We start from the raw sequence: 20167 nt of genomic DNA, 5'->3' as shown, positions 1-20167 counted from the left end.
AAAAAACCATTACCAACTGAAATATTCTATCCAAAGAAAGCGTAGCCGGCTATTCTTTGTTCCGAAGCTTTTCAATCCGATCGGCTGCTGCCGTTCGGATCGCCTCGACAAATGCCTGGTTGGGATGCTCGAAACCTTCCAAATATTTTAAGGCCAGCTCGGAATGGTGCAAAGCCCGCTCCACATCTCCCTTCGCTTCGTAGAGGGCCGCCAGATTATCGTGATTATTGGGATGCTCGGGAGCAATGCGCAGGGCCCACTGTAGAGGCAATAGCGCGGCATCGTATTTTTCCTCCTGCTGCAGCGCCATGGATAAGGCTCCGAGGCCACTGTCCCGGTACAGGCCGTTGTAGAAAAGATTGGTACGGGTGATAGAATCCTGTTCCATCGCGGTCCGGTAATACCGTTCGGCCTCTTCCAGTTCATTATTTTGCAGCAGGGTCAATAATCTCGTTGGAGTAGTTACCGGATCGGAAACGGCGCTTTCCCCGTAGGCCAGATCGTGCATAAAGTTAACGGTATTGCGAATGGTCGTTTCGCTTTGCGGCAGATGAGCATCGAACAGATCAAAGACGTGGCGGGCCGCTGGGAGGTTGATGAGTTGCAGATCGATATCCCGGGTGAGCAGTTTGGGAATCCAGGCGTCCAGTAGTTGATTGAGCGAGTAACTGTCCATACCGGCCCGCACTATTTCCAATTTGATATCCGTTCTATCGAGCGGAAGATCGGGCAGGACTGCCGGATAGTACAGACTACCGCCTTTTATCTGGGGGTAGGCCGGATCAAAAAGAATACGGCTCCCTACCCTGCCGTTGGAAGAACACATCCAAAGCACCAGCTGGTCTCCGTCCACCTGCGGATGGGCCTTACCCGCCATCAAATAGTCCAGAATCTCCCGGGTATTCTCGTAGGGCGACTCCCTTTTTACTTCGTACGCTACAGCCGCCAAACCACGGGCAGCACAGGCTTTCGGCCAGTCGATATATTGGTCCCAGGTAGTCACATCCCCTCCTACCCCGTTGATAAAAACCACCAGCGGCCATTTTCCGCTATCCGGATCAGCGGGTAAATAAAGTTTGTAACTGAGATTATCGCCATAGGTGCCGGTCACTTCCTGTACTTCATCGAAACCAGCGGGCCGGTAAACCAGCGCCCCCTGTCCAATCAAAGCAATTGAAAAGCAGCAGCAAAAAAGAACGGTGATCAGTCTATTATTCATAGTCATTTGAATTAATTGAGTCTGGCGGTTCCCCTTACTGAGGAAACACCGTACCCTTGTCTTAAACTTGATAATAGAAATCACCGGGAAGGAATATCAAACCGGAGTAAATGGAAAAATTTAGTTTAGCTCCTATCCGGAAAGACCAGATAAAAACAGAAAGGCTGCACCCGCAATTAAATCCGATAGCTTCTACCGGACGGGTAGCTAGCGGTGCGTATCCCTGGTCAACATGATCTTATTTACCGTGAAGTCCGTTGACGTCTGTACCCGGACCAGATACATCCCGCTGGGCAGTCCCTCGGAGTTCCAGAAAATTTGGTGCACTCCGGCTTCCTTACTCGTTTTCGACAACAGGGTTTTCACGGCTTTACCCTGGACATCATAGACCAGGATCGCGACCGCATCCGGCTCCGGCAAATGGTACTGAATACTGGTCGTACCGCTCGATGGATTGGGATATACTTTCAGGCTCAGATCCGTTACCGGTTCTTCCTCTTCCTCCTCAGGCAGACACGGTATGGTGTAACCCAGCCGTTTTCCCGTTCCCTTCCATTTTAGTCCCGGATCCGGCTGGATCGACCGGCCGGGCGACTGCACCTGAGCGGTAACTCCGACGATCGGCTGCGGCAGTTGCTTCGCCGCTTGTTTTACCGCCGGGGTCCTGCCCCTTGAAGTGGCGGCTACTTTTTCGGTTGGTTCGGTGGCAGCAGGATTGGCTGACTTTTCCGATCCGGTCACCACCAGCGGAATGATGATGTTGGTGGTGTAAACGGTATTGTTCCGGTTCTTTTCCCGGTACGGAATGCACAGGTATGCATTCGAGCTGCCCTCGTCGAATTTAAGGGAACCCTCCAGTCGCGTAACATCCAAAGCTCGTGTGTACTGGTTATTCGATCGCAGGAACTGCGGCCTGGCCGATGGAGACAAGATCCCGTCGCTATCGTAATAGACCGGCACTACGGCTGTTCCTTTTCCGTGCGTCTGCCCCCATAAGGAAGGATTGATCTCGGTATAATCCGGCAACTTAATCTGCAAATTGTACCGGTAAAGTTTACCGGCTTCGAGTTTAATCCGCTCGGCCGCAGGTATCGCAGCTAAAGCCTCCTCTACCTGACTGGCCAGTGTCACCCGGTTTTGCGGAGTGCCGCTGTATTTGTAGATCGCGACTGTTTTGTTACAATCTTCCGTCGGCAAACCCTGGATCCGGATGATCGAAGAACCATCCGAGGCGAGGACGATCTGTCCCCGCCCACTATTGACCTGCAACAACAGGATCAACGGTAAGACGGAATGCATGATCCAACTATTTGAAAGCGGGAAAGTCATGGCTTTTACGCCTGATCTTTGGACCCGGTACCAACCTCTAAACCCCATAGTACTCGCAATTATTGGTCATGGCCTCTGGGACCAAAACCGGGTTAAAAAGATCCGTAAGCTATCTCAACGCTGTTCAGTAGGTCATAGGCGAAAGAGGTGCCATTGACATGATCAAAAAAGCCATATACCGGTACGCCAATGGTGAAAGTTTCGGATTGCTCTTCAGCGGCAGGATAAGCCTGGGAGAAAGCCAACACCTGGATCTGCGAAAATTTATGGGAAGCGTATGGTGTATTGGAACCTGCCTTGTATACATCGATCTCAATGACCACAGAATTTGTATTCGGAATGGCAAAAAGGTTCAAGAAACCGGCCGTGTTCCGATCTACCGCTTTGGTCAGGTTCAGGACCATGATCCCCTCTCCACTGGCACCACCGATGTTAAACGAGCCCAATGGATAAGTACCGGTAGCAATGGCGGGGCCGTAGCCCGAAATCACCGTGTAGGTCAGCGAATCATTGCTGATGATGCCATCGCCGGCAAAAAGATTGCCTTCTGCGTCCGCAACTACCGGCGTTCCTTCTCCGGGAGGGAGGTCACGAATCTTTACGGTGCCGTTCACATCCAGTTTGGTATCGGGAACGGTACCGATGCCAATGTTACCCGCTACCCGCAAATCCTGGGCATCCACACGAATTCCACTCAGGAATAAAACAATACAGCTAATCCCAAAACAGAGCGTTCTCATATTTGCTTGAGTTTATATAATAATTAGCAAAACCTTTTCCGTAAAAAAAGTGATAGGAAGTGTTGAAATGAGGGACTCCGTTTCTTCTCTTGAGGGGCCAAAATGAAGAAGAAATGTTTGTTAACCCAAAGATGGTTTTTTTTAGTAAAAATTAATAAAAAATCATCTTTAAAATATTGGATTAAACAGTTTGTCCATTCACTCCTTCAGACTGTACATTCGAACGTTTGACATAGGGTAAGCAGCAAAAAACTCCGTCTTCGATATAGTTGGCCCGCCGTGAAGTCTGATATAACGGCTGGTCACTCCAACACCCATCTCGTTTGACCGATGATCAATCTACTCCACCTTTAATCCTTCAATACCGACTCCTATGCAAAAAACTAACCGAAGAAACCTACTCAAATTACTCGCCAATAGTTCCCTCGGCGTGATGGCCCTGGGCTCGTCCGCCGCCTGTGCACCGGCATCCGCCTCCACGGAAGAAGCGGCCGACAGCGGGCCCTTACCGGAAATGCGCATGCACGTGGGCTGCCAGCACGGTGGCACCGGAAAAGACAACCTGGAATATCTGGCTCGCCACGGGGTATACCACATGGATGGAGGCTCCCCCAAATTTATCGAAGGCGTGGGCTGGGACCTGGAAGATTCTCTCGCTAAAAAGGAAGCCTGCGAGCAGTATGGGATTAAACTGGCGGCCTACCACCTGCCGCTGAGTTCCGCCGGGATCGACCGGGTATCGACCCCTAATATTATGCTGGGCAAAAGTCCGGAAAGGGACCGGGAGATCGAGCTGATCCAGCAAATGATCGAAGTGGCTGCTAAAAGTGACGTCCGGCTCTTGCTCTACAATACGACCATTCATCCCGTCCTCCGCACCGGGCGGACGGTAGATCCCAAACGCGGCAATGTCGAATACAGCACCTGGAATTACGAAGAAGCGGTGAAACGGAACGATCCGCTTACCGTAGCGGGGGATGTGGATATCGATGCAATGTACGAGCGCATCACCTACCTGCTGGACCGGATCCTGCCGGTGGCCGAAGAATTTAAAGTCAAACTGGGCAATCATATCGCCGACCCACCGACGCCGGTCGGTTTCCGGGGGATCACCCGCTGGAACAGTCCGGAGGTCTTCACCGGGATCAAACGGTTTGCCGAGCTTTACGACAGCGAATACCACGGCTTTAACCTTTGCCTCGGCTCTACCGCCGAAGGTTTGAAAGATCCAAAAACCGAAATCCTGCCCATCATTAAATGGGTGGGCGAAAGAAAACAGATCTTCAATATCCATTTGCGCAACATCATCGGTGGGTGGAATAATTTCCAGGAGGTCTATCCCGATAACGGAGATATGGATTTTGTAGCCGTGATCCGGGCCCTGCGGGCAGTCGGATACGACGGTATGGTCATGCCCGATCATATTCCCCGCCACGCCGACCCGGCCAGTGGGCTGCAGGGGCACGCCTTTGCGTTCGGTTACATCAAGGCGCTCATCCAGGCCATTGGGCAGGAATAACCCAATGGGTCAAATAAGTAGAAGCAAAAGTCAAAAAAGGTGATGGGTAGCCGGAGTCTATACACTATTTTAGCTGCATGAGAGTTCCCTTATTTACCCTTTTATGCGCCCTTATTGCGATCTCGTTCCGGCTGGCCGGACAAACTGCAGGCTATACCGATGTACCCTTCTTTCAGGAATCCCACGACGGATACCTGGTCGATAGCATGAATCGGGCCGCTAATGATGTCCGCAGTGTACTGCCGGACCCTGCCGGTGAGGTCTGGATCGCCACCAAAAATGGTGTTTACCGGAAGCCGAAGGAACATCGCCATTGGGACCTGATGATCCAGGGGAATGACCAGGGACCCGCTTATGATCTTAGCCGGGGTTCGGACGGCACCTTCTGGATCGCCGCCTGGAATGGCATTTACGCTTATCGTAACGGGAAGATGATTAAGGCCGTTGGGCCGACGGGACCGGTAGCGCAGATCAGTGCGACCGGATCGATGGTGTATGCCTTAGGCCCACTCGGCGTCTGGCAACTTCAGGAAGATCGGTGGCAGCAACTGGAACTCGACATTGCCAGAAGTATCCGTAAGGTGCTTCCCGTAAAAGAGAATGAACTCTGGATCGGGACGGATGTGGGACTGTACTATTGCTTGAACAACGCTTGCGTCCTATATCAGGATACCAGCGAATTGCTCAGCGCCTATGTACAAGGGATGGATTACGATCCAATGGGCAATTTATGGGTCGGAGGTCTGGGCGGCATCACCATTCGGAATGAGCAGGGAAAGATCGCGGTAAAACGGCCGCAGGACGGCCTGCCGAACGCGCAGGTCACCGTGGTGCGAAGAGCACCCGACGGCAGTATGTGGGTCGGAACGGATCACGGTATCAGTCGGTTTCCGGCCGCAGGCGAGACTTATTCCGTGCTGTTAAACAAACGTTGGCTGATGGCCGATGAAGTACGGGATATCGCCTTTGATCCAGAGGGTAATGCCTGGATTGCCACAAGCGGCGGGGTGAGCTGTATTAAAAAGGAAGCGTATACCCTATCCCGAAAAGCCGACTACTTCTACGACCGCATGCTGCGGCGCAATCTCCGGGAACCCTGGATCATCGGGCGTTTCCGCCTAACTACAGCCGGAGATACCACCTCCATTGTTCCGGATGATGATGATAATGACGGAGAATACAACGCCATGTATCTGGCCATGGAGTCTTTCCGCTACGCCACTACCGGAGCACCTTCGGCCAGAGAACGCGCCCAAAAATCCTTCGATTTCCTGTATAAACTCCGGGAGATCACCGGTACCGACGGCTTCTTTGCCCGCACCATCATTCCGGCAGAATGGCAGCAGATGCACGACCCAAATCGGGAATACACGCCCCAGGAGCTCGCCGATGAACTGATCAAAAATCCCCGGCACAAACCCGTTCGGCAGCGCTGGCATCTGACCGAAGACGGTCGTCAAAAATGGAAAGGCGATACCAGTAGCGATGAGCTTTGCGGGCATCTGTTTGGGTATTACTGCTATTACCATCTGGCGGCTGACAACCGGGAGCGGGCACGCATCAACCGGCACGTGAGCCAGATCACCGATCATCTGATCCGCAATGACTTTAATTTGGTAGATGTGGATGGAAAACCGACGAAATGGGGCGTTTGGTCTCCGCAGAGTTTAAACGAAGATCCGGACTGGGCACCGGAAAAAGCCCTGAATTCCCTGGAGATCCTCTCCTGGCTGAAATTTGCCGCGTACATTTCGGAGAATGAGGCCTACGAGCGGGCCTACCGGCGGCTGATCGAGGAAGAAGGTTATCTGGAAAATGCCATGGGGATCCTGCAACCCAATCCGGCATTCGAGACTTATTTCGATATCTTCCTGGCCCTGTATATTTTTCCTCCGCTGATCGAATACGAAACGGATCCCGCCCGGAGCGCCCGCTACCGTGCCTTGCTGGACGGCTGGTTCGCCAGGAACCGATCGATCAAAAGCCCGCTCGTCAATTTTACTTACAACTGGCTGGCCGGAGGCGCCGACGAACTGGACAGTTCGATCGCCTTCCTCAAAGATATGCCCCTGGATCTGGTTGACTGGCAGATGGACAATAGCCGGCGGGAAGATCTGCAACTGGTCCGGGAGCCCATTCTGGAAGAGATCCAGGTCAATGCCCTGCGGCCACCGGGCGAATATCGCAGTATCCGTTGGGACAAGAATCCTTACCTGGCGGTTGCCGGCAATCCTCATCAGGAGCGGGAACCGGTATTCTGGCTACTCCCCTACTGGATGGGAAGATATCTGGGACTGATCGCCAATTGAAATCTGCTCCATCGCTCCCGGTCGGTAACTCATCACCCACCACATCTTTTGCAGGCGGTTCCTTCATTCTTAGCGCAAAACTGTCCCTGGGAGTCCTGAAAATAGCGACATCCGGAATTGTGCCTCGTTTGGGTCGAAATGGTTAACCAGTACTTTTTACCCAAGGGTACGGCAGGCTCAGGATCTGGAGGAACAATCACCTTAAAATCATCGGGCCACACCAGCACCTTTATTTTATCTCGAAGCCCTCCATAATCCAAGGCCGTCTCCAACTGGATACCGTACTTGTTTTCATTGATCGTTTTTTTGATCAGAATGATCCCGGGCTTTTTATTGGTTTGCAATCCGTACCACAATGCCTGGCCGATCGCCTGTTTCCACTTATTGGAAAATTCTACTTCGTACGCATATTCGTCCGTTAACAGATCTACGAAACCGCTGGTGACCGCCACTTCCATTTCCCCTCCTAACTGCCGCTGGATCAGCTCCACGTAATCGTCTTCCGAACTTTGGGCATTGGCATTGACCACCAATAAGGAGCATATTACCAGGGTAAGGATCTTACTCATCTGCATGTTTCTCTTCATATTCGATTTTGAGGGAGCATCTCGTTTTGGGAACCGGAAAGATATTGGTTTGTGCTTTTTTGCTTCCGGGATAACAAACGCTATTCCGGGCAGGTTCGATATAAGTAACACGCAAAAAAGCCCCAACGAAGTGGAGCTTTCTCTAAAGATCAGTTTGTAATGACCTAGCCTTCGGAAACTTCGGCCAGCCGGACATCCCACACACCGGTGAGCGCCGTTTCCCTCACGTATTCGGGGAAGCTTTTGGCTTTTCTCCCCAGCACCTTTTCAATATCGTGGGTCACCACGTTGTTATTTTCGGCACCCAGCACTTCCGTGAAAAGATAATTGATCAGCCAGACATAATCAGGAGGCAATTGGAAGGATTCCAGCATCCGCTGGTAAGCCGTCAACGAGATCGGCGTAAATTCAATAGACCTTCCCGTAACGCGGCTGATCTCCTCCATAACCTGCGGGAACGTCCAGGTATCCGGTCCCGTCAATTGGTAGATCTCTCCGTTGTGCCGATCGTCCAGCAATGCGGCAACGGCCACATCCGCGATATCATCCGTATCTACGTACGGTACCTGGGCTTCTGCCTGGGGCAAAGCTACCTGACCGGCCAGAATGGGCTCCAGGAAAAAGCTCTCACTGAAATTCTGGTTGAACCAGCTCGCCCGGATAATGGTATAGTCGATCCCCGAATGAATGACGACCTGTTCGCACAGTTCCGCTTCCTTTTCACCTTTTCCCGAAAGCAGCACCATTTTCCGGATCCCGCTGCGGCGAGCCTCCCGACTCAGGGCTTCGATGGCATCCAGGGCACCGGGCACCGCCAGGTCCGGCTGGAAGGTAATGTAGACTTTGTCCATACCGTCCAGGGCAGCGGCCCAGGTAGACGGATCTTCCCAGTCAAAGGCCGGGTTCGCCCGGCGGGAGCCGACCCGTACGTTTTGGTGCAGGGCCTGCAGTTTCTCTACGATTTTACGACCGGTCTTGCCGGTTCCTCCAATCACTAAAATGTTGTTGGTCATTTTATCTGTATTTAAAAAGTTATTTGAATACGGCCAGTAGCGCCAGTAAAAAAGATAGCACGGAACAGATCGTCCGGATCAGGTGATAGCGGTTCCATAAGCCTTCATACTGGCTACGGGTTTCGCTGATCTTTTCCGCGCTTAGTTGCGCCAGATCCAGGGCATCCAGCATATCGTTTAGCGGGACATTGCCGAAGGCAGTGATTCCAAATGTGCCGATGGCGTAAACCACGGCTGCTGCCAGTACCCACCCAAAAACCGGTTCGTTCGAGTACTGCTGAACGGTACTGACCGTGAGCATTACCAGACTGCCCAGAAAGATCAAAAAGAAAGCAGGGTTGAGAATAGCCCGGTTGATGGACTGCATAGTCTCCAGATAGGTCACATCGGCAACCCGGCGGGTGCCGGGGATCACGGATACCTGCCAGGCGTAAAACAAACCGGCGGAAAGTCCCGTCAGCAGGATCGCAGCCAGTAAAACGGCGGATTTAATTGAAATTTCCATAGTTGAATAGCTTTAGGTGCAGCGACCATTCCCAGAGGTCTCGTATGCTTCGGTACGTTTTAAAATGGTCCGGTAATGTTGGCCGGGGACTTACCGATCGGGAAAGATCTACTACCTTTTGGTGTTAATGATGGGACAAAGTTATGGCCGGAACCGGCGGAAGGCTTGTTCGAAAAGGAGCATGATTTGTTCGAAAAGGATTATCGCTTGATCTCGCTCGGACGGAAGCCGAATTTCTTCAGAAAGGCATTGGAAAAGGAACTGAGACTGTCGTAACCAACCTGCCAGGCGGCCTCCTGGATACTGACATCCTCGTAACGCAGCAGGTCGTGCGCTTTGGTCAGCCGCTCGTTCTGCAGATACTTGAATACGGGAACACCAAACAGCTCTTTAAAATTCTTTTTGAGTTTGTAACTGTTTAGACCAATCCGGCGGGAAAGCTCGGAAAGCGAGGGCGGCGTTTCCAGGTTATTGGAAAGGATCTCTTTGGCCTGGTGAAGTTTTTCGCGTTCTCCGGCCGGCATGTTGGCTTCCTGGAGCAGCGATAGTTGTCCGAAGAAATGGGATAATAGCGCCGTGATCTGACTTTTAAAAAACAGCATTCTGGTCTTACCGGCAAAGCGATTATGGAAGATCTGTTCCAGGATGGTTTGCATTTCGGGAGTCATAAAAAACTGCGGGCCCTCTACGTAGTGGTCCTGAGGATGGACCAGTTGACCGAGAAAATCCCCGAATAACTCACCGGCCTGATACGGCAGGTTTTCCAGGTTGCGCGTGGCGGTGGCGATCACGATACACTCCAGCGGTTTTTCCGGCGAAGCATGGTGTTCAAAGATTACCCGCTCATCGGCGTAGAAAGAAAGGGTAAGCCCTTTGGTATGCTCGAACGACTTTTCCTTTTCACCGTACCGTACGGACAGATCCACATTGCCGGCACCGTAGAAAGCCACCCCGATGATGGGTTCATCGAAAGAGCAGGCATCCAGACCACTTGATGATGGGTCCGATTCTTCTACCAGCACGGTAAAGTCATTGATGTCGATGATATCCCGGGTCATAAGGCTTAGCTGCGTGGAGTTTATTTAATTGTTTGATCTTATTTCACTAATTGAGCATTCTAATCCGATCGTAAATCTTACTTCGAATTTGCCGGAAGCGCCGACCGGTCTCCGGTCATTTCCCAGTTCCCCAGTACGATGGGAATGTTCCCAATGGCATTCAGGCGATCCAGAAAATCTTTCATCCGAAAAGGCTCGTCCGATTTTTCCTGAAGCCGGGCGTAGCCCATCATGGCCTCTTCCAGCAAATATTTCCCGGTGATATAACTCGTACCGTAACCGGGCTGACGCAGGTAAAGATGTTGCTCAAAAAGTAGTAGTTCCTTTTCCGTTTTCATCCAGCCGCGCGGTGTGTATTCCGAATGAATCCCGCCGGCTTCCTCCATGGTCATTTCGTTGGCATGGGCGTACAATGATCCGAGTCCCCGTGCGGCACGCTGGGCGATCATAATATAAACGATCTCCCGTACCCGCGGATGATCATCGTACAGACCGGCTTGCATAAACATTTCCTCCACAGCCGTGGCCGTGCCTTCATTGCGGGAATCAAAGATATTATACAGCAGGGGCCCGCGCCGGATCTCACGCTCATGTGGTTCGGTATCCATGCGCGCCAGCTCAAACCAGTGGTAAAAATGGGAATAAAGCGGCCGGGGATCGTGGTGGGCTGTGATCCAGAAAAAGTTACGGCTTTCTTTGGGCACAAATTGCCCCAGATGTTCCCGCAGGGCCGGTTCGAAATATTCCTTTACCGTGACCATTTCCTGCTGATCCAGAAAGCTCATGAGGCTTTGCACCGACCATTCGGCCAGGGTTTCGTAAGCTTCCGGACTATCTGCCGGCTGTAGCGGCGGGCGCTTGCGATTGCGGTGTTCCTCCAGTTTGAGCGAAGACCAGGCGCGCGCCAATTCCCGTTTCAGTAGCATGACCTCGTCTTCCCAACTGAGCGGCACCAGATGCACGTTTTGCAGGTACCAGGTATAGTTGTCCCGACCGATCCCGGACGGTCCGTTCTTATCGGCGGATTCCGCTTCCAGCCAGTTCACCAACGCTTCCGTGGAAGACACTGCCTCGCTGATAAGCTCGTTCATTTCGGTATCTTCCGCAACGCCCGCTCGTTCCCGGATAGCCTCCAGATCGTCTATCTGCCGGCGAATATCCCGGATACCGGCAATCCAGAGGTCCCGCGCATTGCCGGTAAGATTCAGCTGCGCCTGGCGGTTGAGGGCCGGGATCACCCGTAGATCATTCATCAGGCGTTCCCGTTCGGCTGCACTGAGCGGAAAGGTATAGGTCCAGATCTCGGTAGTGCCGTGGTGGGTGGGGCCTTCGTGGGCCGGGACATCACTCCGGGCCGTCCAGACCGATTTGTAAAATGCGGGATCGCGTGCCCAGGGCTGCAGGATCCTTTCGTTGAAGTCATATCCGTTCATTTCGGCCCGCACGATCTGCCAATCTACCTGTTCCGCTACCGACCAGCCTGTGGTATCCAGAGCCAGCAAGCGGGCCCGCAGTGCTTCAAATTCCGGGCGCCGCTGTGTAAAAGTTGCTGCGGTATAATCCGGAGCACCGTCCCGGAGCGGGGGTTGTTCAAAGGCACGCCATTCCCGAAACAGCTGGACCAGGTCCGGATAAGCGTCCGTGCCGGAATGTTCGGCGGATGAATTATGAACAGGAAAATTGAACCCGATTAGAAAGCCGAAAAACAAGATGAGGTAGCTGGGCATAAGGATAGATTCATTTAGTTGCGAAAGGGCAATATAATGAATCTGGCAGTTATCCGGAAAAGACGGAGCATGAGGTGGGTATCCCAAATTGCTCAGGTAGGTAGATGGCACTGTAGTATTTTCAGGCTAAATGGGGGAAATACAAACCGCTATAACGAATAGAACGGTGCGCTGCACCTGGAAATATCGTTTCCGTCGTATCTGGAGGTATGACGGTGCGCTGCACCTTGCACTAACGCAAAATTGGTTTTGGAATCCTGATTGCCACCATCACGTCAGGACCACCCATCTCGCAACAAATATAGGTGCAGCGCACCGGATTATCTTCAAACCCAAAGGAATGAAAATAAACAGAGCTAAAGCGTAGCGACATAAAACGATATGAAATATCAGCAGAACGGTGCGCTGCACCTGGAAAAAGCGATCCCGTTATATTTTGGAGGTATGACGGTGCGCTGCACCTTGTGCTAATGCAAAATTGGTTTGGGAATCCATATTATCACCATCACGTCAGGACCACCCCATCTCGCAACAATTTTAGGTGCAGCGCACCGGACTATCTTCAAACCCAAAGGAATGAAAATAAATAAAGCTACAGCGTAGCAACATAAAACGATATGAAATACCAGCAGAACGGTGCGCTGCACCTACCACGGCGTAATGGTTTGGGCAATTTGAGATACACAAATATCCGCGTCCATTACATTGAAATCAATGGACCGTAAAACTTCCCATTCACCTTATGCCCGGAATTCAGGAGCTTTAATCCAGGTGCTATTCAAAACGAATACGCTTACCCAATTCTATCCCATCACATAGCTCATAAACAACACAAAAATGACCGGAATGGCACTGATCAGGATCCAGAAAGCATCCTGTAAATTGGCGCCACGGGAGTCCTTTACCAGCAGGATCGTATTTACCGAAGACCAGAGTACGGAGGCAATGGCCAGAACGGTACCGGTCACTTTCCCGGCAAAAAAGAATACGAAAAAGCGTTCGTTGCGGATCAGGTCGACCGAGTAGTACGACAGGCCGGCGAGCAATAAGAGTCCCAGAATGAGCAGGGCGTACATTCTGTGTCTGGGCAGTTCGTGGAGGCGATCCCATAAAATCTCGACGGGATCTTTGTGCAGGGTAGCCATACTGTTGATGATTTGGTACTCCATCAAAGTAGGCCATTTCCCGGCAGGGAGCGATGAAATTTATCATAGTAGTCCCTGAAAATAGATCACTCCCAGGGATGAAAAATTCGGCAGGATTAGCTCACTTATGGAAAGCTAATCCTGCCTTCAGGAGTTGTACTGGCGCTTGGTTCCGCTTAGCGCGATCCCGCCTCGCCTTTTTGTCCTTTCCCTTTCTGGCTGAGGTAATCCAGCGCCAAATTGGTATACAGTTTTACACCGGTCTTCATACCGCTGTCGTCAATAAAGAAATCCGGAGTGTGGTGCGGAGGGGCCGTTGCCGGGTCCTGTCCTTTAGGCATGCCGCCGACAAACAGGAAAAGCCCAGGTACCTTTTCGGCAAAGAAAGAAAAGTCTTCCGCCCCCGTGATGGCTTTGGAAAGGATTACATTGTCACTGCCGGCAGTAGCCGCGATGGTGGGCAGCATTTCGGAGGTAAGTACCGGATCATTGTAGGTCACCGGGTATCCCTCTTCGATCGTCACTTCGGCGGTGGCACCCGCGGATTCGGCAATATTGGTGGCCGTACGGACGATACGTTCGTGGATCTCTTTCTGCATGTCGCGATCCAGGGTCCGGATGGTCCCGATCATTTCCACTTCTTCGGGAATGATGTTACTGCGCACCCCGCCGGTGATCTTACCGATACTGATGACGGCCGGTTCTTTCGTGAGTTCGGTCTGGCGACTGATGATCATCTGCAGGCCCTGAATGATCTGGGCGGATACCGTAATGGGATCAATACCGCCCCAGGGAGCAGAACCGTGGGTCTGCGCGCCTTTTACCTTGACAACGAACCGATTGACGGCCGCCATGGATCCACCGGGTTTGTAGCGGACTTTACCCACTTCCGTTCCGGAGTTGATGTGCAGGCCGAAAGCAGCGTCCACTTTGTGTTTGGTCAACACCCCTTCTTCGACCATCAGCTTGGCGCCGCCTTCCTCACCCGGAGGTGCCCCTTCTTCAGCAGGTTGGAACAGGAATACGACGGTACCGGGAATATCCTTTTGCATACCGGCCAGGATCTCCGCGGCGCCCATCAGCATGGCTACGTGCGTATCGTGTCCGCAGGCGTGCATGACCCCCGTTTCCTTACCCAGATAGGTGGATTGCACTTTGGAGGCGTAGGGCACATCTACGCGCTCGGTGACCGGTAAGCCGTCCATATCCGCGCGCAGGGCCACGACCGGCCCGGGCTTCCCCCCTTTGAGAACCCCCACTACTCCCGTATGGGCTACTCCCGTCTCCACTTTGATACCCAGTGATTTCAGGTGCTTGGTAATGTATTCCGCAGTTTTGAATTCCCGGTTGCTCAGTTCCGGGTTTTGGTGGAGATGATGACGCCATTCGACCACTTTATCGTCGATGGCATCGGCCGCCTTAGCCACTTTGGTGTAATGACCGGGCTGGGCCAATGAACTGGTAAGCCCCGCCAGGAGCAGCATAAGTAGTGTTACTATTCTCATAGCTCTTTTGATTAAAAAATGTTTATGGTTGAGGGTCACCGGCTACCGGGTAGCCGGTGACGATACCGTTAGCTTTTCTTCATTTCAGCGTAGTAATGATGGTAGTACGGTATAGTTTCGATGCCTTTGTAGAAATTGAACAGGCCGTAGTGCTCATTGGGCGAATGGATGGCGTCCGAATCCAGTCCGAATCCCATGAGTACGGATTTAACGCCCAGTACTTCCTCAAACAGGGCAACGATCGGAATACTACCACCTTCTCGCTTGGGGATGGGGTCCTTACCGAAGGTTTTTTGCATGGCTTTGTGGGCGGCCTGGTATTCGGGGGTATCCGTTGGGGTCACTACCGGTTCGCCACCGTGGTGGGGCCGGACTTCCACCTTTACCGATGGCGGAGCGATCCGGCGGAAATATTTGGTAAATAATTCCGTGATCTTGTCGGGTTGCTGGTGCGGTACCAAACGCATGCTGATCTTGGCGAAAGCCTTGGAGGGCAGGACCGTTTTGGCACCTTCTCCGATGTATCCTCCCCAGATGCCGTTCACATCGAGCGTCGGACGGATAGACGTGCGTTCCAGGGTGGTATACCCTACTTCGCCCCGTACGGTGCGGATGCCCAGATCTTTCTGGTAGTGCCCCAGGTTGAAAGGTGCTTTATTCAGTTCTTCCCGGTCTGCTTCACTCAATTCTTCCACATCATCGTAAAATCCGGGAACCGTAATGTGGTAATTTTCGTCCATCATGGAGGCGATCATCTCACAGAGTACATTGACCGGGTTGGCTACGGCACCGCCGTAAACGCCCGAGTGCAGGTCCCGATTCGGACCGGTCACTTCTACCTCAACGTAACTCAGTCCCCGCAATCCGGTCGTGATCGAAGGCGTATCATTGGCGATAATGGAGGTATCGGAGATCAGGATCACATCGGCCGTCAGTTTGTCCTTGTGCTCCCGGCAGAAAGCTCCCAGGTGATCGGAACCGACTTCTTCCTCTCCCTCGATCATGAACTTCACATTACAGGCCAGTGAGTCCGTAGCCGCCATGGCTTCAAATGCCTTGACGTGCATAAACATCTGTCCCTTATCGTCACAGGAACCCCGGGCGTAGATAGCTCCCTGGGGGTGGGCCTTGGTCTTTTTCACCACCGGATCGAAGGGTCCGGATTCCCAGAGTTCCAGCGGATCGGGCGGTTGTACATCGTAGTGTCCGTACACCAGGATCGTAGGCAGGGACGGATCGATGATCTTCTGGCCGAAAACGATCGGATGACCGGCGGTTGGAATAACTTCTACATCATCCGCTCCGGACTGACGCAGGTTTTCGGCTACCGCCTCGGCGGTGCGTTTGACATCATCCTTGTAAGCCGGGTCGGCACTAATGGAAGGGATTCTTAAGAGGTTGAAGAGTTCTTCTAAAAAACGTTCTTTGTTTGCACTGATATAAGCCTGTGCTTTCTCCATGAATTGCTAATTTTAAAAAATATGGCCGAGGAAATCGATCTCGCCTTCCGGCCAGGTTCGATCTCCCAGGCATTTGATCATAATATTATTTACCGAGCGACGGATCACCCCCAGGGTGCTGAGGTTATTCATTAACAACCACCGGCAGGAGCGCTCCAACCGGTCGAACCCCATTCCTTTATACACATTGGGTTCCGAGCCGGTCAGCAGAATAAACTCTACGTTGGACGAACGGGCCAGTGCTTCCAGCTCCCGCAGCATTTGGGTCGCAATGCGCTCCTGCTGCCGGGAAGGGGTTACGCAGAGATCCGCTACCCCAAAGATCGGCAAAAGGGTGCCGCCAACGTTAATGATCCGGAATTCGGCCGCCAGATGCCCGAGCAGATCTTCGCCGTCCCAGGCCAGATAACGGAAATCCGGCAATTGTTTATAAAACGTCCGTCCCTCCGGATATACACCAAAACCCTCCTTCAGCAGGGCCGCGATCTTGGCCCGGACTGTCCCGCTTAATTTGAATTCTTCCAGCCTTTCTATCCTCACACGCTATGGTATATACAAATTAAATTCTACCCGACGATTCAACATACGGCCCCGGGAGCGGTTGTTGTCCGCAATGGGCGAACTCTCTCCGAATCCCTGGAAACTCAGCCGGCTGGGGCTGATGCCTTTACTAATGAGATAAGCGTAACAGGCTTTAGCTCGTTCCTCCGACAGCAACTGGTTGGAGGACTCATCTCCCACACTATCGGTATGCCCGTTGATGGACATACTGTAATCCGGATACTGCCCCATGATGTCCACGATCTGATCCAGTACCTGGAAGGATGCCGGCAATAAGGTAGACTTACCCGTCTGGAACTGTACCGCCCGCATGGCGAACTCCAGTACCTCTTTTACCTCTTCGGCAATTTCGGGGCAACCTTTATTGGTGATCAGTCCCGGCGTATCCGGGCAACTGTCATCGGCGTCCATCAAACCGTCGCCGTCGGTATCCGGGCAACCGGAATACGGGCCTTCCACATCCGGGCAGCGGTCATCGGCATCGGCTACCCCGTCGCCATCGCGATCCGGACAGCCGCGGGTACGTGCCGTTCCGGCTTCGTCCGGACATTCGTCTTCAGCATCAATAATGCCATCGCCGTCGCGATCCGGGCAGCCGTTGGTGGCCGCCGTTCCGGCTTCGTCCGGGCACTTGTCTTCAGCATCTTTAATACCGTCGCCATCCCGGTCCGGGCAACCGTTCAGTTCGGCCACACCGGGTACTTCGGGGCAATCGTCGGATTTATCGGCCACACCGTCTTCGTCGCTATCCGGACAGCCGTCCACCGTTCCGGGTTCATCCGGGCACTGGTCATCGTCATCCGCAACCCCGTCACCGTCCCGGTCCGGGCAGCCACTCAGTTCCGGAATACCCGGCACCTGCGGGCAATGATCCTGGAGGTCGACGATACCGTCACCGTCGGCATCCGGACAACCATTGGCCGATGCGACCCCGGCAATATCGGGACAATCATCTTCATTGTCGGCAATTCCGTCCCGATCCCGGTCCATTTTACCGAATTTATACACATAACCGACACCCAGTTGCAGGTTGTTGCGGTTTTCGAGATCGGACATCCGGTATTCCCCCTGGATATTTCCGTAGGAATTTTGTCCCAGGCGAATATTGAGACCGGCTCCGAGCGGGATCTGCATATTGTTTTGATTGCTGACTTCCGACACATACCCGACACCGCCGAATATATAGGGGATCACCGGACTTTCCTCAGCGGCCTGATATTGCAGTCGCAAAACACCATCCACACTGATAATGTTGCGGTTATTGATGTCTTCAAAAACATTCGCCACGCCAACTTTCAAGGGTACACCGATCCCGATGAACCGGTTGAAATTGTAGAGGAATCCGATCTCCAGACCATTGGTTACCTTGAGGTCATCCAGATCATTCGGCGTTCCGTAATCGATGAAGAGCAATTTTGCGCTGATGGCGCTTGAGCTTACTTTCTCTTTTTGCATTTCCTGTCCGGACAATTGAAGGCCCAGACCTACGCAAACCAATAGGAAAATGATTTTTCTCATAGGATCCTTGTGTTTTTGGGATTTTCTAGTTTTTGGAATAAAAATTTTTGCTAAAGTTAATTCTTTGGGTGATTCTCACCCAACCTCGCCCCTATTTTTTGCCAAAGTCCCCGTGGATACTGGGCATTTGGCCATTTGAGCGGTCCCTGTTAAAGTCAATCGGCAAAACGGGTTCATTGTTTCAAATTTCCGGTAAAAAATCGCATTTATTCCTCATAAACCGGTTTCCGGCCGGGACGCGGGAATTTGCCAAGGAATATCAGGTCCAAAATGAGGGAGACGGGAGGAAAGATCGCAGCGGATCTGAACGCCAAAATCATCTCTTTCAGCCCGGGATCACCATCCATCAAACTGATACAAAAATTTTAAATCATCATTCAAATTAATTTTTAATTTCATATAACTATATTTAGTCCAAACAATATTCCAATCAAACAATAGCAACTAGTATGAAATTGAAAAATGTCCTAATCGCCTTACTAGCGGGGTGCATCCTGGCGTCCTGCGCTAAAGAAGATCTGCAGATCTCCCAGCCTGATCCCGATCAGGAGCCACTGAGTCGTCAGGAGATCAACGAAAAAGTGGAGCAGGAGATTATCCGCCAACAAAGTGTATTCCGTTGGGGCCAGGCCGAGGAGCAGCTGCTCTGGAGCGCTGTAGTGCAAAGTGATTCTACCATTTCTATCGGTTACCAGCCAGCCGGATTCGAGAACATCAAAGAACGGATCCACGAGATCAATCTCCAAAATCAGAACTGGAAACAGGCCCGGGAAAACATCATCCGAACGGCCCTTTCCGGCCTGCCGGGAGTTAGTCGCAACGATATCCTGCTGCAGGAGGATCAGGACCTTCCGATCCTGTTGCTGAAACTCAGTGACCGGACCGCGATTGCCCGTCTGCGCGCTTTGCCGGAAGTGCGCTACCTTGAGCCAGCCAATTACCAGCCCGAAGAAATAGCCCGGCGCAGTGACAGCGGCTGTGATGTAGTGCCCGCCAGCAGTATCCCGACCGCCGATTACACCACCGTCAGTCCCAATGTGAAAGTTCCCTGGAACTTTTATAACGCCAATATCCCGGCGGCCTGGAATACTTCGACCGGAGCCGGCATTAAAGTGGCGCTGATCGATACGGGCACCTCTCCCAATCAGTCTAAACTGGGCAGTGCCTTCAATTCCGGCCAGTCTCAGGGGCGCACCATTTCCCGCAAGGGCACCTACGTCAGTTCCTGGTGGTGGTGGGCCAGCCCGGACGGTCCGGACGATCAGTGTGGCCACGGCACCCAGATGGCCGGTCTGATCGCGGCTCCCCGGGGTAGCGGCGGCGCAACGGTCGGCGTTGCCTACAATTGTAACCTCCTGGCCATCCGCGGAACCGGCGATGTAGTCGTAAATGGCGGCAGCGAAAAAGACGGGGTGAAAGATGCGCTGGTCATTGCCGGCAAAGACAGTGGCGTGAAGATCATCAGTATGTCTATCGGGGATGTTTTCTGGAGCGATACGGTAGCGGACGGGATTTATTACGCCTACAATCGCGGTAAACTGATCTTTGCCGCAGCCGGCACTTCTTTGTCATGGACCAGCTGGTACGGGGTGATCTTCCCCGCCAACATGGCCGAAACGGTAGCCGTGACCGGCGTCAGGGACGGTAGCTCGCTGAGCCGTTGCAATACCTGTCATTCGGGCAGCGAAGTGGATTTTGTAGCGGTGATGCAGCGCTCCAGCGATAACTCGCGTACCAGCCTTACCCTGGCCCCCAGCGGCAATACGCCGGCCTACGTAGGCGGGTCTTCAGCAGCGACGGCCACTACGGCAGGCATTGCGGCGCTGGTTTGGGCCACCAATCCCGGACAGAGCCGCAATCAGGTACTCAACCGGATGAAGAACGCCTCCCAGTTCTATCCCAGTCGCAACAGCGAATTTGGCTGGGGCCTCATCGATGCAGCACAGGCGGTGAACTGATGGCTATATTTCGG

At 52.7% G+C, this 20167-nt stretch carries 16 protein-coding genes; 3 read left to right on the top strand and 13 right to left on the bottom strand.

What is annotated here, in order from left to right; genetic code table 11:
* Window positions 1-49: 49 nt before the first annotated feature.
* From CRP01_RS29765 to CRP01_RS29755, 3 genes are all read right to left on the bottom strand, one after another.
* Complete coding sequence (locus CRP01_RS29765; RefSeq protein WP_099153714.1) at window positions 50-1219, bottom strand: hypothetical protein; 1170 nt, start codon at window positions 1217-1219, stop codon at window positions 50-52.
* 207 nt (window positions 1220-1426) lie between these two features.
* On the bottom strand, window positions 1427-2518 hold the full coding sequence (locus CRP01_RS29760; protein WP_170110598.1) for a T9SS type A sorting domain-containing protein: 1092 nt from the start codon (window positions 2516-2518) through the stop codon (window positions 1427-1429).
* Between the two features lie 122 nt (window positions 2519-2640).
* Entirely contained in the window at window positions 2641-3288 is a 648-nt protein-coding gene (locus CRP01_RS29755; protein ID WP_099153712.1) for a hypothetical protein, read from the bottom strand.
* Between the two features lie 373 nt (window positions 3289-3661).
* On the opposite strand from CRP01_RS29755, the gene CRP01_RS29750 reads away from it, so the two are divergent.
* Both CRP01_RS29750 and CRP01_RS29745 read left to right on the top strand, forming a co-directional pair.
* Complete coding sequence (locus CRP01_RS29750) at window positions 3662-4807, top strand: mannonate dehydratase (protein WP_099153711.1); 1146 nt, start codon at window positions 3662-3664, stop codon at window positions 4805-4807.
* A 77-nt stretch (window positions 4808-4884) separates the two neighbouring features.
* On the top strand, window positions 4885-7116 hold the full coding sequence (locus CRP01_RS29745; protein ID WP_099153710.1) for a ligand-binding sensor domain-containing protein: 2232 nt from the start codon (window positions 4885-4887) through the stop codon (window positions 7114-7116).
* Between the two features lie 32 nt (window positions 7117-7148).
* On the opposite strand, the gene CRP01_RS29740 is transcribed toward CRP01_RS29745, so the two are convergent.
* The 10 genes from CRP01_RS29740 to CRP01_RS29695 all read right to left on the bottom strand — a co-directional run bounded on the left by CRP01_RS29740 (window position 7149) and on the right by CRP01_RS29695 (window position 18195).
* Complete coding sequence (locus CRP01_RS29740; RefSeq protein WP_143473583.1) at window positions 7149-7703, bottom strand: hypothetical protein; 555 nt, start codon at window positions 7701-7703, stop codon at window positions 7149-7151.
* A gap of 164 nt (window positions 7704-7867) precedes the next feature.
* On the bottom strand, window positions 7868-8716 hold the full coding sequence (locus tag CRP01_RS29735; protein ID WP_099153708.1) for an NmrA family NAD(P)-binding protein: 849 nt from the start codon (window positions 8714-8716) through the stop codon (window positions 7868-7870).
* 19 nt (window positions 8717-8735) lie between these two features.
* Window positions 8736-9221, bottom strand: coding sequence for an anthrone oxygenase family protein (locus CRP01_RS29730; RefSeq protein ID WP_099153707.1), 486 nt, complete (start codon window positions 9219-9221; stop codon window positions 8736-8738).
* 200 nt (window positions 9222-9421) lie between these two features.
* Window positions 9422-10279 carry a helix-turn-helix domain-containing protein gene (locus CRP01_RS29725; RefSeq protein ID WP_099153706.1) on the bottom strand — a complete coding sequence of 286 codons (858 nt, stop codon included), beginning with the start codon at window positions 10277-10279 and terminating at the stop codon, window positions 9422-9424.
* Between the two features lie 77 nt (window positions 10280-10356).
* Window positions 10357-12006, bottom strand: a complete 1650-nt coding sequence (locus CRP01_RS29720; RefSeq protein WP_233752788.1) for a hypothetical protein — start codon at window positions 12004-12006, stop codon at window positions 10357-10359.
* A gap of 803 nt (window positions 12007-12809) precedes the next feature.
* Window positions 12810-13175 (bottom strand): hypothetical protein, encoded by a 366-nt coding sequence (locus tag CRP01_RS29715; protein ID WP_099153705.1) that lies wholly within the window; start codon window positions 13173-13175, stop codon window positions 12810-12812.
* A 152-nt stretch (window positions 13176-13327) separates the two neighbouring features.
* Window positions 13328-14656 (bottom strand): amidohydrolase, encoded by a 1329-nt coding sequence (locus tag CRP01_RS29710; RefSeq protein WP_099153704.1) that lies wholly within the window; start codon window positions 14654-14656, stop codon window positions 13328-13330.
* Between the two features lie 68 nt (window positions 14657-14724).
* A complete protein-coding gene (locus CRP01_RS29705; protein ID WP_099153703.1) occupies window positions 14725-16116 on the bottom strand; it encodes a dipeptidase in 1392 nt (463 codons plus the stop codon).
* A 12-nt stretch (window positions 16117-16128) separates the two neighbouring features.
* Window positions 16129-16656 carry a GNAT family N-acetyltransferase gene (locus tag CRP01_RS29700; RefSeq protein WP_099153702.1) on the bottom strand — a complete coding sequence of 176 codons (528 nt, stop codon included), beginning with the start codon at window positions 16654-16656 and terminating at the stop codon, window positions 16129-16131.
* A 3-nt stretch (window positions 16657-16659) separates the two neighbouring features.
* Window positions 16660-18195: an OmpA family protein gene (locus tag CRP01_RS29695; RefSeq protein ID WP_099153701.1), complete on the bottom strand. Its 1536-nt coding sequence runs from the start codon at window positions 18193-18195 to the stop codon at window positions 16660-16662.
* A gap of 449 nt (window positions 18196-18644) precedes the next feature.
* On the opposite strand from CRP01_RS29695, the gene CRP01_RS29690 reads away from it, so the two are divergent.
* Complete coding sequence (locus CRP01_RS29690; RefSeq protein WP_099153700.1) at window positions 18645-20153, top strand: S8 family peptidase; 1509 nt, start codon at window positions 18645-18647, stop codon at window positions 20151-20153.
* Window positions 20154-20167: the final 14 nt, after the last annotated feature.

This window comes from Flavilitoribacter nigricans DSM 23189 = NBRC 102662 (assembly GCF_002646595.1).
GTDB lineage: Bacteria > Bacteroidota > Bacteroidia > Chitinophagales > Saprospiraceae > Flavilitoribacter > Flavilitoribacter nigricans.
This window is presented reverse-complemented; position numbering and strand designations above follow the sequence as displayed.

Coding starts and splice junctions, on each gene's coding strand:
- CRP01_RS29765 (WP_099153714.1), bottom strand. CDS start 1,219: ATGAATAATAGACTGATCACCGTTCTTTTTTGCTGCTGCTTTTCAATT.
- CRP01_RS29760 (WP_170110598.1), bottom strand. CDS start 2,518: ATGCATTCCGTCTTACCGTTGATCCTGTTGTTGCAGGTCAATAGTGGG.
- CRP01_RS29755 (WP_099153712.1), bottom strand. CDS start 3,288: ATGAGAACGCTCTGTTTTGGGATTAGCTGTATTGTTTTATTCCTGAGT.
- CRP01_RS29750 (WP_099153711.1), top strand. CDS start 3,662: ATGCAAAAAACTAACCGAAGAAACCTACTCAAATTACTCGCCAATAGT.
- CRP01_RS29745 (WP_099153710.1), top strand. CDS start 4,885: ATGAGAGTTCCCTTATTTACCCTTTTATGCGCCCTTATTGCGATCTCG.
- CRP01_RS29740 (WP_143473583.1), bottom strand. CDS start 7,703: ATGAAGAGAAACATGCAGATGAGTAAGATCCTTACCCTGGTAATATGC.
- CRP01_RS29735 (WP_099153708.1), bottom strand. CDS start 8,716: ATGACCAACAACATTTTAGTGATTGGAGGAACCGGCAAGACCGGTCGT.
- CRP01_RS29730 (WP_099153707.1), bottom strand. CDS start 9,221: ATGGAAATTTCAATTAAATCCGCCGTTTTACTGGCTGCGATCCTGCTG.
- CRP01_RS29725 (WP_099153706.1), bottom strand. CDS start 10,279: ATGACCCGGGATATCATCGACATCAATGACTTTACCGTGCTGGTAGAA.
- CRP01_RS29720 (WP_233752788.1), bottom strand. CDS start 12,006: ATGCCCAGCTACCTCATCTTGTTTTTCGGCTTTCTAATCGGGTTCAAT.
- CRP01_RS29715 (WP_099153705.1), bottom strand. CDS start 13,175: ATGGAGTACCAAATCATCAACAGTATGGCTACCCTGCACAAAGATCCC.
- CRP01_RS29710 (WP_099153704.1), bottom strand. CDS start 14,656: ATGAGAATAGTAACACTACTTATGCTGCTCCTGGCGGGGCTTACCAGT.
- CRP01_RS29705 (WP_099153703.1), bottom strand. CDS start 16,116: ATGGAGAAAGCACAGGCTTATATCAGTGCAAACAAAGAACGTTTTTTA.
- CRP01_RS29695 (WP_099153701.1), bottom strand. CDS start 18,195: ATGAGAAAAATCATTTTCCTATTGGTTTGCGTAGGTCTGGGCCTTCAA.
- CRP01_RS29690 (WP_099153700.1), top strand. CDS start 18,645: ATGAAATTGAAAAATGTCCTAATCGCCTTACTAGCGGGGTGCATCCTG.